Origin of the sequence: Hyphomicrobium sp., assembly GCF_035572195.1 — a bacterium.
Classification (GTDB): domain Bacteria; phylum Pseudomonadota; class Alphaproteobacteria; order Rhizobiales; family Hyphomicrobiaceae; genus Hyphomicrobium_B.
This window is the reverse complement of sequence record NZ_DATNBA010000005.1, coordinates 1-19,460: the sequence shown is the minus strand read 5'-3', so window position 1 is coordinate 19,460 and position 19,460 is coordinate 1. Positions and strand designations below refer to the sequence as shown.

Sequence of the window (19,460 nt, the reverse complement as noted above, 5' to 3'; positions counted from 1 at the left end):
GCTACTGCATTCGGTCGACCAGGGCTGCCTTGACCTCGGGACTCGCATGGAGTGCTCCGAGGACGGACAGAGAGGAGATGGTCGTGCGGGCGAGTTCTGCCGGCACGTCGGGAGCGATGCTGACGAGACCGAGGACGTTGAGATCGAGAGTTTTACCGGAGGCCCGTAACGCCTCCAAATCGTCACGACTGTAATGACGCAAGCCAAGTTCCAGCGTCTTGCGTACGACGGTCTGCTTGACCACGTCTGCGTGCCGTTCGAGTTGATTGCGGATAGCGGTGCGGATGAAGTCAGTACGGTTCGAATAAAAACCCTCGCGTACCATCAGGTCGACATGCCCCAGATCGACGTATCCGAGGTTCACCGTAATTTTCTCGGTGTCACCGGTCTTCTGACGCAGATCGTGAACAACCGCGGCCATTGTTTCCATCCATGTACCATCCTGCTGGATGGCATATGGATGGTGCATTCGAAATTTCAAGGAGTTTTTCGAAAAGGAGAAAATGTGCGGATATCGCCGAGGCTTACGCAGTCTGCCGCGAGCTTCCTCTGGTTACCCCAAGCTTCGCGCGGGAATCCACGCGACACTCCATCGGTCCGATGTATCACGGCGAGGAGTAGGATGTCCGGCTTCATCCTTGTCATCGCCGAATTTCCAACTGCGGGCAACAGAAGACGTTGGGCAGATACGATGGCACAAGCCGCGTGCGCGTCTCGCGACACCAACACAACGAATTTCATCGCTCCAAGTTGATCGGCCGAAACAGACGCGCCAAGGATGAGGAACGACTTCGAAGTGGTGACGTTCAACGCCAAGTTCAGTGGCGACAAATACGCGCCGTGTCGGAATGCACGCAGCTAGCGAATATGAATATCATATGAACCTAACCGCTATACATTTCCGTAAGCAGCTCGCTTCACCCCTGTGCAATTTTCGAAATCGATTTAGCTGTTCGGCAGAGCCGCTAACACGGTGGCTCTCTTGAAACGCTAGGAGAGCACGCATGAAGACTACTTTTGGTATCGCTGTCGCCGCTGCCGTGATGATGTTTGGAGCCGGTTTCGCAAACGCAGAAGTCAGCCACAACGTAGCCGGCATCCATCACGCGCACGCTTCGCACGTGAAGACTGTCAGCTATCACAAGCATCATCCGAAGCATTGCTGGATGAAGCACGGTCACAAGTACTGCAAGTAAGTTGAACTGAGGGGTGCGGCGTCGCGCGTCGCATCCCTCCTCTCCGGCCCCGGCGGGAATTGCCCCCCACGCTCCATCGAATTGTACATCGCTCACCCACCGCGCCGACGTACCGCTGAAGATTAACGCGATCATCTCTGGCCAAGGCCGTCCTCGAACCCTCTCGCATATAGTGCTTAATCGCCAGTCGGGCCTCGCGGGCCCAGGAACAAACCTCCGTTCGCTGCGTTCACATTCAAACAACGAATTGCATGGAGTGTTCGCTATGAGCCGTTACGATTCCCCCGACAACGGCACGCGATTGCCGAATGACCTGACCGATAAGGCGGTGGACTTGGGATTAAGAGCCACCGACACGATCGGAAGAGCCCTTGCCCAGGTGGAAGGCACCGCGAACCAGCTGATTGAGGAAGGCTCCGAGGCGAGAGCCAACATTCAAAAGGTTGCAGGGAATTTCGGACGCGCGATTGATCGGTCGCTATCGGATCAGCCGATGACGACCCTCGGCTTCGCTGTGGCTGCGGGCTTTGTACTCGGCGCCCTTTGGAAGGCGTAACACCCAAATTTTGATTGGGTGTTCGGAGAGAGCGCTACGATGTTTGCAAAATTATTCAGACGAGCGGAAGCGAGCGTTGACAATGCGATTGGCGATCTCGGCAATCGGGTAGTCGTCGCTGTTCCTTTTTTGATTGCGATTGGCTTTGCCGCAGCTAGCCTATCTCTAACACTCAATAAGACCTACGGGCCGGAGGTCGGCAATCTATTGGTTGCCGGTGTCTTTGGTACCCTGGGGCTTATCGTGGCACTTATTTTTAAGATGCGGAACAACTCGAAAGCAAAAGCCGCGGATCCCGCGGCGGATGAAATGCCGAAGACAGAAGCAGAGGGCGAAGCCGGAGCCGACGGCTCGATCTTTGACGACGAAACAGTGATGGCCGTCGTGACGTCCGCTGCCCCGATAATTGTTCCGGCTATGCTCAGGACAGGACTGAAAAACTGGCCTCTGTTGCTCAGCATCGCGGCGGGCCTCTACGTAATCAGCAGACCGGGCGAGACAGCCGCCGACACAAGTGCACCCTCCCCTCAGCCCTAAACAAATGGGATTTCAAATGTCACCAACATCTGAATTCAACTCTGCATTCGACGCCAACGGATCGACCGGTGATAACGGCAGCTTGGCCGAACGCGCACAAGACGCTTTTCAGGACGCAAAAGACGTCATCGAGGAACGGCCGCTGACAACACTTCTGGTAGCGGGCGCCGCGGGCATCGTCCTTGGAGCGGTTATTTGGAAAATCGCGTCGCGAAACCGGAACGTCGGCGGGAACCTAAGTTCATTGGAGCGAGCTTTCGAACTCGCGAGGTCAGGCGCAGTCAATACCGTACAAAGTCTCCGGCGCACTCTCGAGAATGAAGGCTACTCGCTCGCCCAACTAAACGGGCGAGCCATCAAGAATCAGCTTTCACATTTGATGGCGGAAGCTAGTCGCTTGAACGTTAATCCGAATGAGCTCTATGCCGCGTGGAGGCGTAGCCGCACCTAATGCCGGCGATATTGGTTAGAGGATCGGTCCACGACATGGATCGGCTCCTTTCCTTTCAGGCTGTTTCACTTTCATCCATCGTTGTGGCGACCTCGACATCGTGATCGACGCTGTCGTACACAAGACGGCGGAGTTGGTGCCGTCGGCTGCTAGGCCGTAACGTTTTTGCCGGGACCGTCGTATCAATTACGTGTGTGCCCCGAAATTCCTGGCCGATGGAGCCAAACCGTGCCGTCGCAATCATCACAATCAAGCTCTGCGCTACTCCGAAACCTGTTTTTTTCTACAGCAATTCTGCTCTCAGCGGCCGCCGTTTTCAGCGTTTCGCGACTTTCGGCCGAGGAAGCGCGCGTCGTGCCTCCTCCCGCTGTTGATGCGGTGGTCGATCAAAAAAGAGGGCTCGAGACCGCGGTGTTCGCCGGCGGATGCTTTTGGGGCGTTCAGGGCGTTTTCCAGCACGTCAGAGGCGTGACGGACGCCGTGTCGGGTTACGCCGGGGGCAGTGAAGGGACTGCAAAATACACAACCGTCGGCACCGGTACGACGGGCCACGCGGAATCGGTTCGCGTCACATTCGACCCGAGCAAGATCAGCTACGGTCGTCTCTTGCAGATTTACTTTTCCGTGGCGCTCGATCCGACGGAGCTCAATCGCCAGGGACCGGATAACGGCACCCAATACCGCTCGACGATTTTCCCTGCGAACTCAGAACAAGCGAAGGTCGCGTCCGCATACATCGGCCAGCTCAACGCGGCCCACGCATTTTCGAAGCCGATCGTGACGACCGTCGAGCCTGGTCGGAGCTTCTATGCAGCCGAGGACTATCATCAGAACTTCCTGGCTCTCAATCCCAGGTATCCTTACATCGTCATCAACGACTTGCCGAAGGTCGAAAACCTGAAGCGATTATTTCCCAAAGATTTTCGCGCCGACCCAGTTCTCGTCGCCATCGCGAAGCCGTCGAACTGAATTTGGCGCGCTATCTCTGACTGCACCGTTCAGGCGTTGCGCGCCACGGGCTCCAGGTCTTCGGTGTAAATCGAGTAGATCGGCTCGTCCTGCAAGATGACATCCGTATACAGTCCATATCCGTTGAAGCGTGTCGCCATCGCACGGCTATATGCGCCGACATTGCCGATCTCGATGTAATCGCCTTCGCGAACCGAGCCCGGCAGCATGAACGGACCCTTCATGTAGTCGATCGAGTCGCACGTCGGACCCCAGAACTCGAATGGCTCGAGCGCCTCGTTCGGATCGGCGCCATCGCGGATCAGCCGGACGGGAAAGACAAAGCCCAGATGCGCGGCGTCGAACAGCGCGCCGTAGCCGCCGTCATTGATGAAGAGCTGGTTGCCCTTGCGCAGGTCGACCTTGACGATCAGGCTCTCGGCCTCCGCAACTAGCGCCCGCCCGGGCTCGCAAATGAGTCTGCAGTGCTCGGTCACCGGCATCTTCGCCATTGACGCCTTGATGACGTCGATGAAGTCGGAAAGCCTAGCGGGAACACTATCTGTATAGCGCGACGGAAACCCGCCGCCGATGTCGATCGCATCGACGACGACGCCGGCTTTGACGATGTGCTTTTTGACTTCGTCGAACGCCATTGCGTAAGCATCGGGCGTCGTCGTCTGAGAGCCGACGTGAAACGTTATGCCGAGTTCGTCGGCAACTTGGCGTGTCTTGACCAGGAGCCGCTGCGCCTTCTGGCCGGTAATGCCGAACTTGTGTTCCAGCGGCACCCGGCTGTTCTTCGCGGAGACAGACAGACGCACGAACAGCTCCAGATCCTTGGCGCCTTCCGTCTCTTCGACGATCTTTTGCAGTTCGTCCTCCGTATCCAAGGCGAAGCACTTGATGTCGTAATCGAAATAGGCCCTGCGAATGGCGAGACGCGATTTGACGGGGTGCATGAAATGCAGCCTGACGCCCGGAATGGTCGCCGCATCCTCGAGTTCGGCGATGGACGCCACGTCGAATTGCGTAATGCCAGCGCCGTAGAGCGCGCCGAGCAGAAAGACCGAACTGTTGGCCTTATAGGCGTAAGCGACTTCACCCGGAAAATTCTTGATGAACCACCGGGCGGCGCGCCCTGCCGCGTGTGGACGGGCGGCGAAGACCGGGCCATCGGGCTTCAGGTCCGTCACCATCTCGAGGGCAGTTGCGAATTTCTCCATCGCGAAAGTTTCTCCTGGGAAGCACCATCGGAGTTGGTGCGCGGCAGCGCCGGCCCTTTACCCGAGACAAATCAATAGGCGCGTGCATGTAAGAGCCGCGCCCCCCTCTGTAAAGGCTTTCGAGGTCCAAGCGCTATACATCGTTACCGGATTTCTGCTGAGGGCGAGTGCGACCGCATCAACTGAAGTGCGCCGCAACAGCTAACTGCGACCGAGCACGAGGACGGCGCGTCCGTCACGCAGCACGTTCACACTACTGACGTCCGGACGCACCGGCTCGATACGTTCACCGCGCTCCCGTCGCCGTCGCAACGCCCCGGTTTGCGCGACGCGTGCCCGTTCGGCCTTCTCAGGATTGCTCCGCAATTCCGACTCCGTGACGAGCGTATCCTCGATAAAATTCTCCCAGTTGCCCAGCACCGTAAAGCGCTGCTGCCCGAAATCGTGCTCGATGCCGACCGGCGGCGTCGAGCTTGTCGAACAGCGCCCGAGGATCGTCTCGCTTCCTTCAGCTTTGTACCTAAGCTGGAAGGGCGCATTAGCACCTGGAATGCTCACGGGCTGGCCGGCAGAGACGAGATTGTCGGGTTGGAAATCGCTAGGAAAGAGAACCGTCGCGACGCCTGTCGCGTCGACGCTGATGACGGTCAGATAGCAATTGTTGTCGGCTTCGGCCTTGATCGTAATCAGATCTCCCGGAACGGGACGCGGCTTGTCGATCCACATACTGAGCCCGATCTCGGACTTCACGTCGCGCAGAAAGCCTCCCGAGACGCTCGGACGCGGTACGTCAATTCCCTTCAGCAGCGAGAACAGCCGCTCTAGCTGGACGCGCGGCAAGACGCCATGCAGAAGCCGTCGCGCGAGCGGCGCCGCTGCCCCCTTGGCGTCCTTTAGTTTCGTCAAAAACTCCTGGCGGTCGAGTCCCGTTTCGCCAAGGGCTGCCGCGAAATCCGCGTCCTCGCGATAGCGCCGCGCCAAGCCGGAGACCGGTTCTTCGCCCCTAATCCGCAAATCGAGATCGACGCCCACCGATCTTGCAGCGAGGCGATAGCGATCCTCGGCTCCGATCATCAGCAAGGCGTTTTCGGTGTCGTCAGCGAAGAGCGGCAGCACGGCTGTCCGGCTGGGATTTGGAGGACTTGTTGCGTCGCCCGGCGCAGCGACCCTGAATTCGTCTTTGGCGCCGAGGGGGCCCGCCGTATGACATGCGAAGCATTTTGCGCCGGCCTTCGTCACCGGTTCGAGCGCGGTCGCCTCGACGCCGGCATACGGTTTTTCGAGACCCGGAAGAACACGGTCGATACGATTGCCTGCGGCATCGAAAAGCGCGAAGGCGTAAAATCCATTCGGAAGTGCGAACAGGGCGCGGATCTCATCCGGCTGGAACGGCGAGGTGCCCGGCGCGGCCGATTTGGGACCCTGCGGATGCTCGAAGATGTCCTGCTGCCCCGTGCTCGTTGCGAAGTCGTAGATCAGCCAGAAGCCGCCACGATCTCCGGGATGGCGCTCGATCAGACGGTTGGCGCGCGTCACCGCACTTGTTCGGAGTGCGATCCTGCGAGCCACCGTGGACTTGATGTTCTGATCAATGTCGGTTGCATTCATTTTGGCGAGCTCGGAAAGCGTGCCCGGAATTCCGAGAAGGTCGTAATAGAGCGGCGTCTCGGCAGCGGCCGAGGCCAGCCAATCGCCGTTGACGATCGCGACTTTGGTAGCGGCAATGTGCGCCACATCATCGGCCACGGCATGGATGAGCGCCGGCGGGTATGCCCGCTCGATCAAATCCCAGCGTTGGGCATCCCAACCGAACTGCGCAAGGCGGAACGAAAGCACCGTGCCGGCGGCATCCAGCGGCGTCAGCTTCACCGGCTCCGCCGCCCACGAGAGGCTGTTCATCAGCTTGTTCAGTGCTTGTGCGTAAGCCGTCATTTCCTGCGGCGTGGCGCACGCATTGTAGAGATGCACCAGCGAAATAAAGCGCACGTCCGGGCCTTGATCGCGCTCGAGATGCTGCGCATCGCGCATCATCTTCTCGACATCGGCCGGTCGCACCGGCTGACGCGGCGAACAGGCTTGCGCGGCAGGCTTCAGGTCTCTGATCCAGCCACGGACGCTTTCGATATCGTCCGATCCGGGCTCGGAACCGCCGACCGAGCCCGAAAAAACGTCGAGCGGAGAGTGGCGCGTTTCCAGCACATCATAGAGGCGCGAGGCATCGGGTAGACCGGGCCTCACAAGTACAGGATCGCGCGCCACCTCGGCGATGGACAGGATATTGGAAAGACCTCCCGAGGCGAGTGGTCTCTCGAGGCGGCCCGTTTGGTGACAACGGGCGCAATACGTCTCGAAGACAGTGTAGGCCCTCGCGGCCCGCGGCTCTTCGGGTCGCGGCGGCACAGTCGTGGCTTCAACAGTTTGTGACATTGCGGCAGCGGGAGCGCCGGATGGTTCGGCGGCACGGCTGACGTGAGCGATGCTTAACCACGCGAGCCCGAAAAGTGCCGCGCATCCGAGCCTCACTCTTCGTGTCGTAATGCCGCGCCGCAAGTTCGTTCCATGCCCCAGCTTTGTCCGCAGTCCCCGGCGTCTTCGCGGTGGACCGGCGGCACCATACTGGCGCTTCACCGGCAAGCCTAGGCCGCATGGACGGGTCGAAGGCCGGGGCAAAAGGTCATAATCCCACGGCACTGCTGGCGATGTGCCTTCCTGGTTCGCAGGCTTGCTTAAACTTTGTCCACGTGGGCGCCAAAAATCCCATGGGGAATGCACATTTACGAGCAGATACGGGCGCGACGAATCGCGTCACGGGCCGAGCGAACCGATGTCGGAACCATTAGTTACCGTCCCAGATCGATTTGCGCAGATGACGGGATGGATGCATGAGCGACCTGTCGATATTTTCAGATCACCCCTACCGCTTCATTCGTAAAATACTCGGAGGTTATTTTTGGAGCCATGTCACGATTGCTCTGGCCGTTGTCGGAGCGGTGATCTGCTCGGTCTCGACCCAATACGGTGTCAAATATCTGGTCGACGCACTGTCGGACCCGGCGCGTCACGCAAGCGTTTGGACTGCATTCGCGATCCTGATCACGCTGATTGCGGCAGACAACATGTTCTGGCGGCTCGCCGCGTGGGTCGGACATTCGACGTTCGTCAATGTTTCAGGCAGCGTGCGCCGCAAGCTTTTCAGGCACCTGACGGGCCATGCTCCGAGCTTCTTCAGCGCCCGGTCGGCAGGAGCCTTGACCAGCAGAATTACCTCTACGGCAAACGCGCTCTACACGGCCGAGAACATGGTGACATTCAATGTAATGCCGCCGCTGATCGCTACCTTCGTTGCTATCCTCTATCTTGCGACCGTCAGCATCCCGATGGCGCTGAGCTTGACGGCGGTAGTGGCTGTCGTCGTTTTCGTCATGTTCCGCTGGGCTACCGGCGGTACACCACTCCACCACGCTTACGCCAGCAATGCTGCAAACGTCGATGGCGACATGATCGACGTCGTTTCCAATATGTCTTTGGTGAAGGCTTTCGGGCGTCTCAGAAGCGAGCATCTGCGGCTCGCCGGCGTCATCAACAAGGAAATGCGAGCCCGCAAGCGGAGCTTGTATTTTCTGGAGCGTCTTCGAATTTTTCATGCGGCGACCACAGCGCTATTGACGACCGCCATTCTTGGTTGGGCGATTTCACTTTGGCAGGCTGGACATGCGACGGCAGGCGACGTCGTGCTCGTCTGTACACTCGGTCTTTCGATCCTTTCTGCGACGCGCGACCTGGCCGTCGCCTTGGTCGATGTCACTCAACATTGGTCGCGTCTTTCCGAAGCGCTTCGCACGCTTCTGGTTCCGCATGAACTCGTCGAACATCCGCGCGCGCGCAGGCTCGTCGCCACGTGCGGCGCCGTCGAATTCCGCGACGTCGGCTTTGCATACCCGACCGGCGGGCAAGTTCTCACATCGTTGAACTTCAAGATAGAACCTGGTGCTCGGGTTGGAATCGTCGGACCGTCCGGGGCCGGGAAATCGACGATCTTTTCTTTGATGCAACGGTTTTATGACGCGCAATCCGGGGCGATTTTGATCGACGGCCAGGATAGCACCGATGTGACCGAGGACACGTTGCGCAAGGCCATTGCGGTCGTCCCACAAGACGTAACCCTCTTTCACCGAACGTTGCGGGAGAACATATGCTACGGCCGCCCCAGCGCCAGTGACGATGACGTGTGGAATGCCGCCGAGATGGCGCGCTGCCTTGGGTTCATCAAGCAGCTACCGCAAGGGCTCGACACGATCGTCGGCGATCGCGGCGCGAAGCTCTCCGGCGGTCAGAGGCAGCGGATCGCGATTGCGCGCGCATTCCTGAAGGACGCGCCGATCCTGTTGCTCGATGAGGCGACATCGGCGCTCGACTCTCACTCGGAAGAATTGATCCGCGAAGCATTGACGACGTTGATGAACGGCAGAACCGTTATTGCGATTGCTCACCGGCTGTCGACGCTCAGAAGTTTCGACCGGATCATCGTCGTCCAGAACGGACAGGTCGTGCAGGACGGCAGGCCCGACAACCTGCTCAGGAAGGCCGGCGCCTATAAATCCCTCGTCGATCTGGAATTCAGCAGGCTGAAGGGCATCGGTGTCGCCGCGTGACGGGAACTTTTCTGCAGCCCGTTAATGGTTGTGAAGATTTCGTTAAACCGACGACGTCCACATTAGTTATGGCGAGACTTCAAAATCGACGATGACGTCGAAGTCGGTTACAAGAAACTTACTTCAATGGCTTGAACACGGACTACCGGTAATGGATCTCAAGGTTGCCAGTTACCAGAATGCACGGGCCGACAGGCTGACGTGGGCTGGCATGGCAGTTTGCTTTCTGGTGACGGGCGCGATCCTGCTCGGCACACTAGCGGTAGCGCATCCCATCGAGCGGCAATCTGACGTGCCGCCCGCCGGCTCTTCCCTCTCCAAGTAACGGCTGTGTTTGCACTTCCCTGTACCTGATCCGACTTCCCTCCGACGATCCCGATCCGATCTCCTTGGCCTTGCGCAATCTGCGTAAGGCCAATTTTTTTGAGCCTGCCCGGAAACCTCGTGACAATCAGATCGGGGCACCGGAGCTTTTGACCGTTACCGCGTAGCCCCCCGCCCTGAGGCCGGTGACGACCTTTTCGAGGTGCGAACGGTCGCGTGTTTCGATGACAAGGTTGAGCTCTGTACCCTTGGCCGGCACATCGGTGAAGACGCGCTGATGATAGACCTCAACGACATTGGCGCCGGCCCCGCCGATCAAGCCGGCCACTTTCGCGAGCTGGCCCGGACGATCCGGTATGTCGATCGCAAGACGTGATAAGCGCCCGTCACGCGCCAGCTCTCGCGTCAGAACGCTGGCCAACAAGCGGGTATCGATATTGCCGCCGCAAAGCACCAGCCCGATTTTGCGATCCTTGTAGAGGCGGTGGCTGCCGATGAGCGCCGCAAGGCCGGCTGCACCCGCGCCTTCGACCACCGTCTTTTCGATCGTGATCAGCAGCGACACGGCGCGTTCGAGGCTCGATTCCGAAACGAGCAGGATATCGTCGACAAGTGCTTCGATGATGGGCTGGGTGAGATCCCCCGGCGACGTGACCGCGATGCCCTCAGCCAGCGTGTCGCCGCCGACCGGGAGGGACGCGTGTTTCACGGCATTCAGCATCGACGGATAGAGCTGAGCTTCGACGCCTATTACCTTGATCTTGGGATTGATTGCTTTGGCGGCGACGGCCATCCCCGAAATCAACCCGCCGCCACCGATCGGCACGATAAGCAGATCGAGATCGGGGGCCGTCTCCAGCATTTCGAGCGCGACCGTGCCCTGCCCGGCAATGACCTGAGCGTCATTGAAAGGGTGAACGAACGTCATGTGGTGTTCGGCGCCATAGCGGACAGCAAAGTCGAAGGCATCCTCTAGGCACTGGCCTTCGAGGATCACGTTGGCTCCGTGACTGCGCGTATTTTCAACTTTGATCGTCGGCGTCGACGCGGGCATCACGATCGTTGCCGGAATGGCGAGCCGATGTGCATGATAAGCGACGCCCTGCGCATGATTGCCCGCCGACATCGCGATGACGCCGTTGGCTTTCTCGGCATCGGGGAGCGACAGCAGCTTGTTCAGCGCGCCACGCTCCTTGTAGGAGGCGGTGAACTGCTGATTTTCGAATTTCAGCCAAATCTCGGCGCCGAAGAGTTCGCTCAACGTGCGGCTTGGCTCGAAGCGCGTCTTTAGCACAGCGCCGCGGATTGCCGCGGAAGCCCGAACGATGTCGCCGTATGTCACGGCAAGCGGCGCGAGAGCGGCGGGCGTTTCCATTTTTGACATCTTTGGCGGCACCTGACGTTCTATGAATTCCCGCGTTGCATAGCATAGTTCGAACGGTCGCAGACCGCCCGAGCATGACATGGGAAAGAACCGCATACTCAAGCGTGGCTCGGAGTGTGAACTTTAGGTGGCCGCCACGGTTACCTATGCGCGGTGCATTCGAATGCGCCGTGCGACAATATCAATTTCACGGAGATATTTCATGTTCCGTCTGCCACTGATAACCGCCTTTGCCACGACGGCGATCTTCGCCGGCGCGGCACCGACGATTGCCAACGCTGCCGACTTGGACGGCGAGAATTACAGCAGCTACACCGAATATCACCGTGGCTATGCTTACCGCGACTATTCCATCCGTCCTTCCGAAGAAGTCGATGAGGATGATGACATGCGCTACGGTTACGGTTACCGGCGTGCCGCGGTCGAAGATCCTGACGACGGCGAAATCTACGTCGAAGAGGCGAGCCCGAGTATCGATGTCGACGTGGAGGTCGGCACAAGCTTCCGAGGGCCGCCGGACTGATCCAATCAGAATTGAATGACGCGTTTGCCGAGAGCCGGTCGCCACTGCTCTCGGCTTGTTCTTTTGGCCGCAGTAAAAGAGCGCCGCAAGCCATGTATAAGCGGCGCGGTTCTCTCGGCCTTATCCAATACCGATTGAAGGAAATTCGCGAGATGGCGAACGTGGCGTGGCTCGGTCTTGGCGTTATGGGCTATCCGATGGCCGGTCACCTCAAAGTCCGCGGCGGCAACAGTGTCGTCGTTTACAATCGCTCGCCAGCCAAGGCCGAGGCATGGTGCGCCGAATTCGGCGGTAAAACGGCGGCCACGCCGGCTGAAGCTGCACGCGATTGCGATGCCGTGTTCGCCTGCGTCGGTAACGACGATGACGTGCGAAGCATCACGATGGGGCCAGCCGGAGCCTTCGCAGCGATGCGGCCCGGCGCCGTCTTCATCGATCATACGACCACCTCCGCAAACGTTGCCCGTGAGCTTGCGGCGGCCGCGAGCCAGCACGGGTTACATTTTCTCGATTGCCCCGTGTCAGGTGGTCAGGCGGGAGCCGAAGCCGGCTCTCTAACCGTGATGGCGGGCGGCGATGTAACCGCCTTCGCTCATGCCGAGCCGTTGATTAAAAGCTATGCGCGCAGCATTCGCCGCATGGGTCCGGCGGGATCGGGTCAGCTGGCGAAAATGGCCAATCAGATTGCCGTCGCCGGCGTTATTCAGGGCCTCGCCGAAGCGATCCACTTCGGGGAATGTGCCGGCCTCGACATCGAGGCGTTGATCGCGACGATCTCGAAGGGCGCCGCGCAATCGTGGCAAATGGAAAACCGCTGGCGGACCATGCACGCCCGCGAGTTCGACTTCGGTTTCGCCGTGGATTGGATGCGTAAGGACTTGGGCATTTGTCTCGATGAGGCCGCTTCGAACGGCGCTGATCTGACGGTCGCGCGGCTGATCAACGACTTCTATGGCGAGGTGCAGGCGCGCGGCGGTAATCGCTGGGATACGTCGAGCCTCATTGCTCGCCTGAAGCGCAGGTCGACCACCTGAGTTGCGGGCTCTCAGGCTTCCGCCCTTTCGTGCTTGGTGGTGCCCGCAGGAATAGCGAACTGCAACGGCAGCGCCGTCGTGTATTTGATCTGCTCCATCGCGAAAGCCGACGACACCTTGGCGATGTCGATGCGCGCGATCAGCTTTTTGTAGAAGGCGTCGTATGCAGCGATATCGGGTACCGCGACGCGCAGCAGGTAATCGATCTCGCCGGACATGCGGTAGAACTCGACGACTTCCGGAAAGTCGGCGACGACGCTATGAAATTTTTCGAGCCACGCCAGCGAATGCTTGTCCGTCTTTATGGACACAAAGATCGTGACTCCGGCGTTGACCTGCTGGGCATCGAGGATCGCCACGCGGCGCTGAATGACGCCGGACTCTTCTAGCTTTTGCACACGTCGCCAGCACGGCGTCGTCGAAAGCCCGACTTCCTTGCCGATGTCCGCGACAGGCCGGGTACAATCCTGCTGCAAGAGGCGCAGGATTTTAATGTCCATCTCATCCAACATAATATTGCTCTCTAAAGTGAAAACATGATTTTACACAAATCGCCGTTTTCGAAAATGATATTTTCTAATTTGCGACTGTCAACCGAATATTTAGTATTTTTTTTCGGTGATCGTAGAATCCCGGTAATAAGCCGGCTTTGTCGCCGAGGGGTGCGCCGACGGGGCTGAAAGCCGCCGCGCAGAGCCTCATCGCCTTCCGGCCGCCGCGCTAGGCCGGGCCGAAACCTCGCGGTGCCACCGTATGACGTTACCGAACGCATCGGGCTTGCCGAGGCCGGCCGGCTTCATGAAATCGACGGCGACGAGCGCCGTAATGTCGGCGATCGAATAGTTTGGACCTGAAATAAACCGGCTTTCAGCCAGCCGGCGATCGAGCCGAGCCAGTTCGACGTTGAGTTTGTCCTTATTGATTTGTCCCCACGCCTCGACTTGCGGTACCTCGAGATGCGCCATCTTGGGATGCAGGTGCCTAAAAAAGCTGGCAACCGCGCCAAAAAGGCCGAATTCCATACGTCTGTTCCACATCTCGACTTCGGCCTTGCCCACGCTGCCGGTGCCGAAAAGCGGAGGCTCGGGACACACTTCCTCGAAGTAGCGGCAAATCGCGACGGATTCTGCGATGACCCGGCCGTCGTCGAGCACCAGGATCGGCACCCGCTGCCAGGGATTGAGCGCGGCAAAGTCATCGCATTTCAAATCGCCGGCCATCACGTCACGCTCCTCACGCGCAACCTCGAGGCCTTTTTCAGCGAGAAATATGCCGACGCGCCTTGGATTAGGGGCCCTTCGCGTTTCGATAATCCGCATACGTCTCTTACCTCACGGGGTTGCAGGCGTGTATCTCACGCCCTCGGGGCGCCGCCTGCCGAGTGGCGGTTTTCGAGCGTCCGGGGCCGCAAGGCACAAGTTGCATCTCGCACTTTTTTTGAAAATGAGAGCAGTCTTAAGCCTTGCCTTAACGAATTGCGGCCACTTTACCCCAGGCGTTTCGCTTTGCATCGGCGAGACTTAATCGACGGGATAACGGCACGCGGTATGGACGATAACGCCGACAGCGTCGGATCGGCTGTCAAACGGGCGCTCAGGCCACCAGGCCGGAGCCGTCCCGATGACGAGCTCAAATCCTATCGCGACCGGTTGACCCACGGCACGACCCACAAACCGGAATTCGAATACGAACTGCTGACGATGTTTGCGCGCAACGAGACGAGCGCGCCCTTCGCCATGCCCGCGCTCTGCTTCATCTTCTACATCGCGTCGATGTTCTGGGCTTCCTTCATCGAAGCCACGATGTGGATCGCGATCGTTTCGATCGCCCGCGTCTACATGCTCGACCAATGCCGCCGCCTGCTCTCGATCCCGCGTTCGGACGTCAACGTCGGTCAATGGCGGCGCCACTTCATCAGGATCGAACTCGGTAACGGCTTCGCGCTAGCCGCCTTCGCGCTCATCGGCATGACGATGACCCCGGTGCATGCCACGCCGGCGACATTTTCATCGCACGTCTTTATCTTTGCGACACTGATGGTCGTGCTCGCCATACGCATGACGTTTGCCTCGACCCTGCCGCGCGTCTTCCTCGCCGGCACAGTACCGATGACGATTGCGGTGGCGGGGCGGCTCTTCACGCTCGGCGATCCGTTTTATTTCGCGCTCGCGTCGATGGCGATTGGCATCCACGTCTTCTTCGTCTATCTCGCCCGCGGCCTGCATTCGACCGCGCTCGCGATGGTCGAATATCGCGCCGAAAAGGACAACCTGATCTCGGAGCTTGAGGAAGCAACGGCAATTTCGGACGAAGCGCGACGGCGTGCCGAAGCTGCGAACAAGGCCAAATCCCGCTTTCTCGCAACGATGAGCCACGAACTCAGAACGCCGCTCAACGCCATCATGGGTTTTTCCGAGGTGATGGAAAAGCAGCTGCTTGGCCCGATAGGCAGCGAAACGTATCGCGAATACGCTCAAAACATCTACACGAGCGGCGACCATCTGCTGTGCATCATCAACGAGATTTTGGATCTGTCGCGCATCGAGGCCGGACGCTACGACTTACATGAAGAGACGGTCAGCCTTACGGACATTGCCGAAGAGTGCCAGCGTCTCGTCAAAATCAAAGCCGACGCCAAGGCGCTTCAGATCGTCGAAGACTTCGCCCCGGATCTGCCATACGTTTGGGCCGACCAGCGCGCGATGCGCCAGATCTGCCTGAACCTCTTGTCGAATGCGCTCAAATTCACGCCGAAGGGCGGCCGCATCACGCTCATCGTCGGACATACTCTCGACGGCGGACAATTCATGACCGTCGCCGACAATGGCCCTGGCATTCCGAAAGACGAAATTCCGCGGGTGCTGCAGGCTTTCGGTCAAGGATCGCTGGCACACGAGTCGGCGGAGGGCGGCACCGGCCTCGGATTGCCGATCGTGCAAAATCTCATCCACCTGCAAGGCGGCACGTTCGATCTCAAGTCGGAGTTGCGCAAGGGCACGGAGGTGACGGTGACGCTGCCGCGGCAGCGTGTCCTCAATCCCATCGCACCTCTGCAGCCGCTAGGTCAGGAGCGCCACCGCGACCCCGCACCGCGCCCGACGCGCCAGCCGCGGATGCGAACCCCCTCCGTTTATGGCTCGGATACGCCCTACCGCTCCGCCGGTTCACGCTAGCAAAGGGTGACGATGATCTTTTTGCTGCTACTCGTCATCGCGATCTTCGGCGGACTTCTGTTTGCCGTCGAGGCGGGTAGCGTCAACATCGAGGCGTTGACCGGGTGGCCGATTGCCGCCGCCGTAATCGGAGCGCTGATCATACTTTATCTGGCAACGCTTCATCGCGGCAGCGACGACCGCCGCTTCGGCCGCTTACTGATGCTGGTCGCAGCCATTGCTGTGGTTGGGTTCGGCGTGGAGATTCTGCGCACCGATCCACCGGCTCTCGTCGCCAATTTTCTTTCGTCCTCAAGTCTCGGTAATGAGACCGATGCGCTGGCGCGCAACGGACCCGCATCCGTGCGCATCCGTCGGGACGCCGATGGAGCTTTCGTCGCAAATTCCGAGGTGAACGGAGAGGCCATACCGATGCTGATCGACAGCGGCGCGGCGACCGTCGTGCTGCGCCAGTCGGACGCCGAGAGGGCCGGCATCGACATAAGGAATCTGTCGTTCGATACGGCACTGAAGACCGCAAACGGCACGAGCTATTTGGCGACCACTCGCTTAAAATCCCTGCGCGTCGGTCCGCTTGTGATTGACGATGTTGAAGCCCTCGTCGCAAAGCCGGGAACCCTTAACGAAAGCTTGCTCGGTATGAGTTTTTTAAGACGTTTGCGGTCTTATGCCGTTACCGGGGATTTCGTGACGCTCCGGCAGTAAGAGCGGCGACGCCCGTCACCGGTGCCGCCTTTCTCGGGATCCAGTAGCGAGATGTCTTCGGCGACCATCAGTCTTTTTGCGTCCGTCGCATTGGCAGCCGCCGGCGCCGCTGGCCTTGCCTATTCGCTCAGCCATCCAGGCATATTTACGTCCGTCGCAGAGTACACGATCGGCGCAACCGGATTGTCGCGCGCAAGTCGGCCGGCAAAAATCAACGATCCGGCATTTGACGAGGTGAAAGAAGACGCCGGCCCGTCCGGCAGCGTTTCGATTGCCGCCGGAGCTTACGGGCACTTCCAGACGCAGGCCGACATCGACGGCCGTTCCATCGACGTCATGGTGGACACCGGCGCATCTCTCGTGGCGCTGACCTATGAGGATGCGGCAAGCGTCGGCCTTTACGTCAAACCCTCAGACTTCACGGGTCTGGCTCAGACGGCCAACGGCTCGACGCGGGTGGCCCCCGTCACCATTTCGCGCATCAGCATCGGCGACATCACGGTGCGCAACGTACCCGCCGTCGTCTCGGCGCGGGGTGCGTCGGAACGCACACTACTCGGCATGTCGTTCTTGAAACGGCTTACCCGCGTCGAAATGCGCGCCGGGATGCTGGTACTGCAAGAGTAGCCATTCGCGTTTCCGCCATAAGATTGCCGATACGTCCGCACTTTGAAAGCGGACGTTGGCCGCGCAAGCTGCCTGCGGTAGCTTAAAAAGCGACGCTCAAGGAGGAACTTTCATGCTGCCGAAGCCCCGCGCCGACTTAAAGCCGAACACGGCCGACTTCGAGCGCCTGCCGCTCGTCAAGCCGACGGGGTTTCGCGAATATGACGCGCGCTGGCTCTTTCCCGACGAAATCAACCTGATGGGGCTCAATGCCGTCGGCCTTGGCATGGCCGCGCTCTTTGCGCGTCGCGGCGTGCCAAAACGCATCGTCGTCGGCCATGACTACCGCTGGTATTCCGCCGCCGTGAAACAGGCCTTGATGACCGGGCTGCTGGCCGGCGGCTGCGAGGTTCACGACATCGGCCTGGCCCTGTCGCCGATGGCCTACTTCGCGCAGTTCGACCTCGACGTCGAAGGCGTGGCGATGGTAACCGCCAGCCATAACGACAATGGTTGGACTGGCATCAAGATGGGTCTTTCGCGTCCGCTGACGTTCGGGCCCGACGACATGCTGGAGCTGAAGAAAATTGTTCTCGACGGCAACTTCGATGTGAAAGCTGGCGGACGCTATATCTATGTGCCGGACATGGCCGAGCGCTACATCGCATCGTTGACCGCCCGGCCGAAGCTGAAGCGCCGCCTGAAGGTTGTAGCGGCCTGTGGGAACGGCACGGCCGGTGCGTTCGCGCCGCAAGTACTCGCCGCCGTCGGCTGCGAGGTCATCCCGCTCAATGCAGACCTCGACCATTCCTTCCCGAACCACAATCCCAATCCCGAAGACATGAAGATGCTGAACGCGGTATCGGCGAAGGTGCTCGAAACCGGTGCCGATGTCGGCCTCGCATTCGATGGAGACGGCGACCGCTGCGGCGTGGTCGCGAACGACGGGCATGAAATATTCGCCGACAAGGTCGGCGTCATGCTCGCACGCGATATATCTTCGCTTCACAAGAATGCGAAATTCGTCGTCGATGTGAAATCAACGGGCCTCTTTACGACCGATCCCGTGCTCGTCGCCAATGGCGCGACGACGACTTACTGGAAGACCGGCCACAGCTACATCAAGCGCTTTAATTTCGAGAACAAGACGCTCGTCGGCTTCGAAAAATCCGGTCACTTCTTCTTCAACGCGCCGCTCGGACGCGGTTACGACGACGGGCTCGTTTCCGCCCTCGCCGTCTGCGATATGCTCGACCGCAATCCGGGCAAGTCTGTCGCCGATCTTCGCGATGCCCTGCCGAAAACCTGGAGCTCGCCGACGATGTCGCCGCATTGCGACGACGAGAAGAAGTATGACGTCGTCGATCGTGTCACCGAACATTACAAGCGTCAGAAAGAATCCGGCGGGCGCATTGCGGGACAGGCTATCCGCGACTTGATTACCGTCAATGGCGTTCGCGTGATGCTCGAGGATGGGACCTGGGGCCTCGTCAGGGCCTCATCAAACAAGCCGGAATTGGTCGTCGTCGTCGAAAGCCCGACGTCGGAAGCCAACATGAAGGCCATTTTCAAGGACCTCGATCAACAGCTGTCGCGTTTTCCCGAGGTCGGCGAGTACAATCAAAAGATCGCGGTTTAGCTTGGCGCCGGTGACTCCACTCCGTGGAGCCGGCCGCCGGCGTAAATCAAGCTAAGAGCGTCCACAGAAACCGCGCAACGACGCAGGCGATGAAGGCGGCGAACGCCAGTTCAAGGGCGCGCTTCGAGATGCCGTGAGCCATTCGAACGCCGTAGGGTGCGGCGAAGACGGCGAGCGGTGCAATCAGGCAGGCGCCGAGGTTGACGTAGCCGAGCGACAGCGGCGGTAGGCCCGGCACGCCCCAGCCCGATATGATGTAGCCGATAATACCTGGGATCGCGATGATCGGGCCGATACCGGTCGCGGTGGCGACGGCTTGCAGCAGCGGCCGGCCGTGGAGCGTCATCAGCGGCACCATGAAGGTCGCGCCGCCGATTCCCATCAGGGTTGAAATGACGCCGATGAGAAAACCGCCGGCCTCGAGCCACGGTGGACGCGGCAAGGTGTCGGATATCTGCCAATCGTCGCGGCCGAGCGCCATTTTGATCGTGAGGCACGTTCCGAAG

Annotated in this window: 20 protein-coding genes; 13 read left to right on the top strand and 7 right to left on the bottom strand. The window is 59.6% G+C overall.

The window, feature by feature from the left end; translation table 11 throughout:
• Position 1: 1 nt before the first annotated feature.
• Entirely contained in the window at positions 2-421 is a 420-nt protein-coding gene (locus VN623_RS00645) for a CopG family transcriptional regulator (RefSeq protein WP_325567146.1), read from the bottom strand.
• Between the two features lie 583 nt (positions 422-1,004).
• On the opposite strand from VN623_RS00645, the gene VN623_RS00640 reads away from it, so the two are divergent.
• The 5 genes from VN623_RS00640 (at position 1,005) to msrA (ending at position 3,709) form a co-directional block, all read left to right on the top strand.
• Complete coding sequence (locus tag VN623_RS00640; RefSeq protein WP_325567054.1) at positions 1,005-1,196, top strand: hypothetical protein; 192 nt, start codon at positions 1,005-1,007, stop codon at positions 1,194-1,196.
• 265 nt (positions 1,197-1,461) lie between these two features.
• Positions 1,462-1,752, top strand: coding sequence for a hypothetical protein (locus VN623_RS00635; RefSeq protein WP_325567052.1), 291 nt, complete (start codon positions 1,462-1,464; stop codon positions 1,750-1,752).
• 39 nt (positions 1,753-1,791) lie between these two features.
• Positions 1,792-2,289, top strand: a complete 498-nt coding sequence (locus tag VN623_RS00630; protein ID WP_325567050.1) for a hypothetical protein — start codon at positions 1,792-1,794, stop codon at positions 2,287-2,289.
• A gap of 16 nt (positions 2,290-2,305) precedes the next feature.
• Positions 2,306-2,740 carry a hypothetical protein gene (locus VN623_RS00625; protein WP_325567048.1) on the top strand — a complete coding sequence of 145 codons (435 nt, stop codon included), beginning with the start codon at positions 2,306-2,308 and terminating at the stop codon, positions 2,738-2,740.
• Positions 2,741-3,013: 273 nt separating this feature from the next.
• A complete protein-coding gene (gene msrA / locus VN623_RS00620; RefSeq protein WP_414653137.1) occupies positions 3,014-3,709 on the top strand; it encodes a peptide-methionine (S)-S-oxide reductase MsrA in 696 nt (231 codons plus the stop codon).
• Between the two features lie 29 nt (positions 3,710-3,738).
• Here msrA and VN623_RS00615 read toward each other — a convergent pair whose 3' ends face one another.
• Complete coding sequence (locus tag VN623_RS00615) at positions 3,739-4,914, bottom strand: type III PLP-dependent enzyme (RefSeq protein WP_325567047.1); 1,176 nt, start codon at positions 4,912-4,914, stop codon at positions 3,739-3,741.
• A gap of 201 nt (positions 4,915-5,115) precedes the next feature.
• The gene (locus VN623_RS00610; RefSeq protein WP_325567045.1) at positions 5,116-7,341 is read right to left on the bottom strand and encodes a DUF4384 domain-containing protein; all 2,226 of its coding nucleotides are present in this window, start codon (positions 7,339-7,341) and stop codon (positions 5,116-5,118) included.
• A gap of 455 nt (positions 7,342-7,796) precedes the next feature.
• Here VN623_RS00610 and VN623_RS00605 point away from each other — a divergent pair, with 455 nt between their 5' ends.
• Positions 7,797-9,566, top strand: a complete 1,770-nt coding sequence (locus VN623_RS00605; RefSeq protein WP_325567043.1) for an ABC transporter ATP-binding protein — start codon at positions 7,797-7,799, stop codon at positions 9,564-9,566.
• Between the two features lie 151 nt (positions 9,567-9,717).
• The gene (locus VN623_RS00600) at positions 9,718-9,891 is read left to right on the top strand and encodes a hypothetical protein (protein ID WP_325567041.1); all 174 of its coding nucleotides are present in this window, start codon (positions 9,718-9,720) and stop codon (positions 9,889-9,891) included.
• Between the two features lie 126 nt (positions 9,892-10,017).
• Here the strand turns inward: VN623_RS00600 and VN623_RS00595 are convergent, their stop codons facing one another.
• Positions 10,018-11,274, bottom strand: coding sequence for a threonine ammonia-lyase (locus VN623_RS00595; protein WP_325567039.1), 1,257 nt, complete (start codon positions 11,272-11,274; stop codon positions 10,018-10,020).
• Between the two features lie 202 nt (positions 11,275-11,476).
• Between VN623_RS00595 and VN623_RS00590 the strand changes: the two genes are divergently transcribed.
• Together VN623_RS00590 and VN623_RS00585 are read left to right on the top strand one after the other, a co-directional pair.
• The gene (locus VN623_RS00590) at positions 11,477-11,797 is read left to right on the top strand and encodes a hypothetical protein (protein ID WP_325567037.1); all 321 of its coding nucleotides are present in this window, start codon (positions 11,477-11,479) and stop codon (positions 11,795-11,797) included.
• A gap of 152 nt (positions 11,798-11,949) precedes the next feature.
• Positions 11,950-12,831: an NAD(P)-dependent oxidoreductase gene (locus VN623_RS00585; RefSeq protein WP_325567142.1), complete on the top strand. Its 882-nt coding sequence runs from the start codon at positions 11,950-11,952 to the stop codon at positions 12,829-12,831.
• 11 nt (positions 12,832-12,842) lie between these two features.
• Here the strand turns inward: VN623_RS00585 and VN623_RS00580 are convergent, their stop codons facing one another.
• Together VN623_RS00580 and VN623_RS00575 are read right to left on the bottom strand one after the other, a co-directional pair.
• The gene (locus tag VN623_RS00580) at positions 12,843-13,340 is read right to left on the bottom strand and encodes an Lrp/AsnC family transcriptional regulator (protein WP_325567139.1); all 498 of its coding nucleotides are present in this window, start codon (positions 13,338-13,340) and stop codon (positions 12,843-12,845) included.
• A 189-nt stretch (positions 13,341-13,529) separates the two neighbouring features.
• A complete protein-coding gene (locus VN623_RS00575; protein ID WP_325567035.1) occupies positions 13,530-14,150 on the bottom strand; it encodes a glutathione S-transferase in 621 nt (206 codons plus the stop codon).
• Between the two features lie 228 nt (positions 14,151-14,378).
• On the opposite strand from VN623_RS00575, the gene VN623_RS00570 reads away from it, so the two are divergent.
• The 4 genes from VN623_RS00570 (at position 14,379) to VN623_RS00555 (ending at position 18,954) form a co-directional block, all read left to right on the top strand.
• The gene (locus VN623_RS00570) at positions 14,379-16,004 is read left to right on the top strand and encodes a HAMP domain-containing sensor histidine kinase (RefSeq protein WP_325567033.1); all 1,626 of its coding nucleotides are present in this window, start codon (positions 14,379-14,381) and stop codon (positions 16,002-16,004) included.
• Positions 16,005-16,016: 12 nt separating this feature from the next.
• Positions 16,017-16,709, top strand: coding sequence for a retropepsin-like aspartic protease family protein (locus tag VN623_RS00565; RefSeq protein ID WP_325567032.1), 693 nt, complete (start codon positions 16,017-16,019; stop codon positions 16,707-16,709).
• Positions 16,710-16,760: 51 nt separating this feature from the next.
• The gene (locus VN623_RS00560; protein ID WP_325567030.1) at positions 16,761-17,336 is read left to right on the top strand and encodes a retropepsin-like aspartic protease family protein; all 576 of its coding nucleotides are present in this window, start codon (positions 16,761-16,763) and stop codon (positions 17,334-17,336) included.
• 112 nt (positions 17,337-17,448) lie between these two features.
• A complete protein-coding gene (locus VN623_RS00555; RefSeq protein ID WP_325567028.1) occupies positions 17,449-18,954 on the top strand; it encodes a phosphomannomutase/phosphoglucomutase in 1,506 nt (501 codons plus the stop codon).
• 46 nt (positions 18,955-19,000) lie between these two features.
• Here the strand turns inward: VN623_RS00555 and VN623_RS00550 are convergent.
• Positions 19,001-19,460: sulfite exporter TauE/SafE family protein (locus VN623_RS00550; protein WP_325567026.1), on the bottom strand; the 460-nt coding region annotated here is incomplete at its 5' end.

Bases quoted from the DNA above. Each gene is read 5' to 3' on its own strand.
- VN623_RS00630 (WP_325567050.1), top strand. From the start codon at position 1,792: ATGTTTGCAAAATTATTCAGACGAGCGGAAGCGAGCGTTGACAATGCG.
- VN623_RS00555 (WP_325567028.1), top strand. From the start codon at position 17,449: ATGCTGCCGAAGCCCCGCGCCGACTTAAAGCCGAACACGGCCGACTTC.
- VN623_RS00585 (WP_325567142.1), top strand. From the start codon at position 11,950: ATGGCGAACGTGGCGTGGCTCGGTCTTGGCGTTATGGGCTATCCGATG.
- VN623_RS00610 (WP_325567045.1), bottom strand. From the start codon at position 7,341: ATGTCACAAACTGTTGAAGCCACGACTGTGCCGCCGCGACCCGAAGAG.
- VN623_RS00600 (WP_325567041.1), top strand. From the start codon at position 9,718: ATGGATCTCAAGGTTGCCAGTTACCAGAATGCACGGGCCGACAGGCTG.
- VN623_RS00615 (WP_325567047.1), bottom strand. From the start codon at position 4,914: ATGGAGAAATTCGCAACTGCCCTCGAGATGGTGACGGACCTGAAGCCC.
- VN623_RS00625 (WP_325567048.1), top strand. From the start codon at position 2,306: ATGTCACCAACATCTGAATTCAACTCTGCATTCGACGCCAACGGATCG.
- VN623_RS00575 (WP_325567035.1), bottom strand. From the start codon at position 14,150: ATGCGGATTATCGAAACGCGAAGGGCCCCTAATCCAAGGCGCGTCGGC.
- VN623_RS00605 (WP_325567043.1), top strand. From the start codon at position 7,797: ATGAGCGACCTGTCGATATTTTCAGATCACCCCTACCGCTTCATTCGT.
- VN623_RS00570 (WP_325567033.1), top strand. From the start codon at position 14,379: ATGGACGATAACGCCGACAGCGTCGGATCGGCTGTCAAACGGGCGCTC.
- VN623_RS00595 (WP_325567039.1), bottom strand. From the start codon at position 11,274: ATGTCAAAAATGGAAACGCCCGCCGCTCTCGCGCCGCTTGCCGTGACA.
- VN623_RS00645 (WP_325567146.1), bottom strand. From the start codon at position 421: ATGGCCGCGGTTGTTCACGATCTGCGTCAGAAGACCGGTGACACCGAG.
- VN623_RS00565 (WP_325567032.1), top strand. From the start codon at position 16,017: ATGATCTTTTTGCTGCTACTCGTCATCGCGATCTTCGGCGGACTTCTG.
- VN623_RS00590 (WP_325567037.1), top strand. From the start codon at position 11,477: ATGTTCCGTCTGCCACTGATAACCGCCTTTGCCACGACGGCGATCTTC.
- VN623_RS00635 (WP_325567052.1), top strand. From the start codon at position 1,462: ATGAGCCGTTACGATTCCCCCGACAACGGCACGCGATTGCCGAATGAC.
- VN623_RS00640 (WP_325567054.1), top strand. From the start codon at position 1,005: ATGAAGACTACTTTTGGTATCGCTGTCGCCGCTGCCGTGATGATGTTT.
- VN623_RS00560 (WP_325567030.1), top strand. From the start codon at position 16,761: ATGTCTTCGGCGACCATCAGTCTTTTTGCGTCCGTCGCATTGGCAGCC.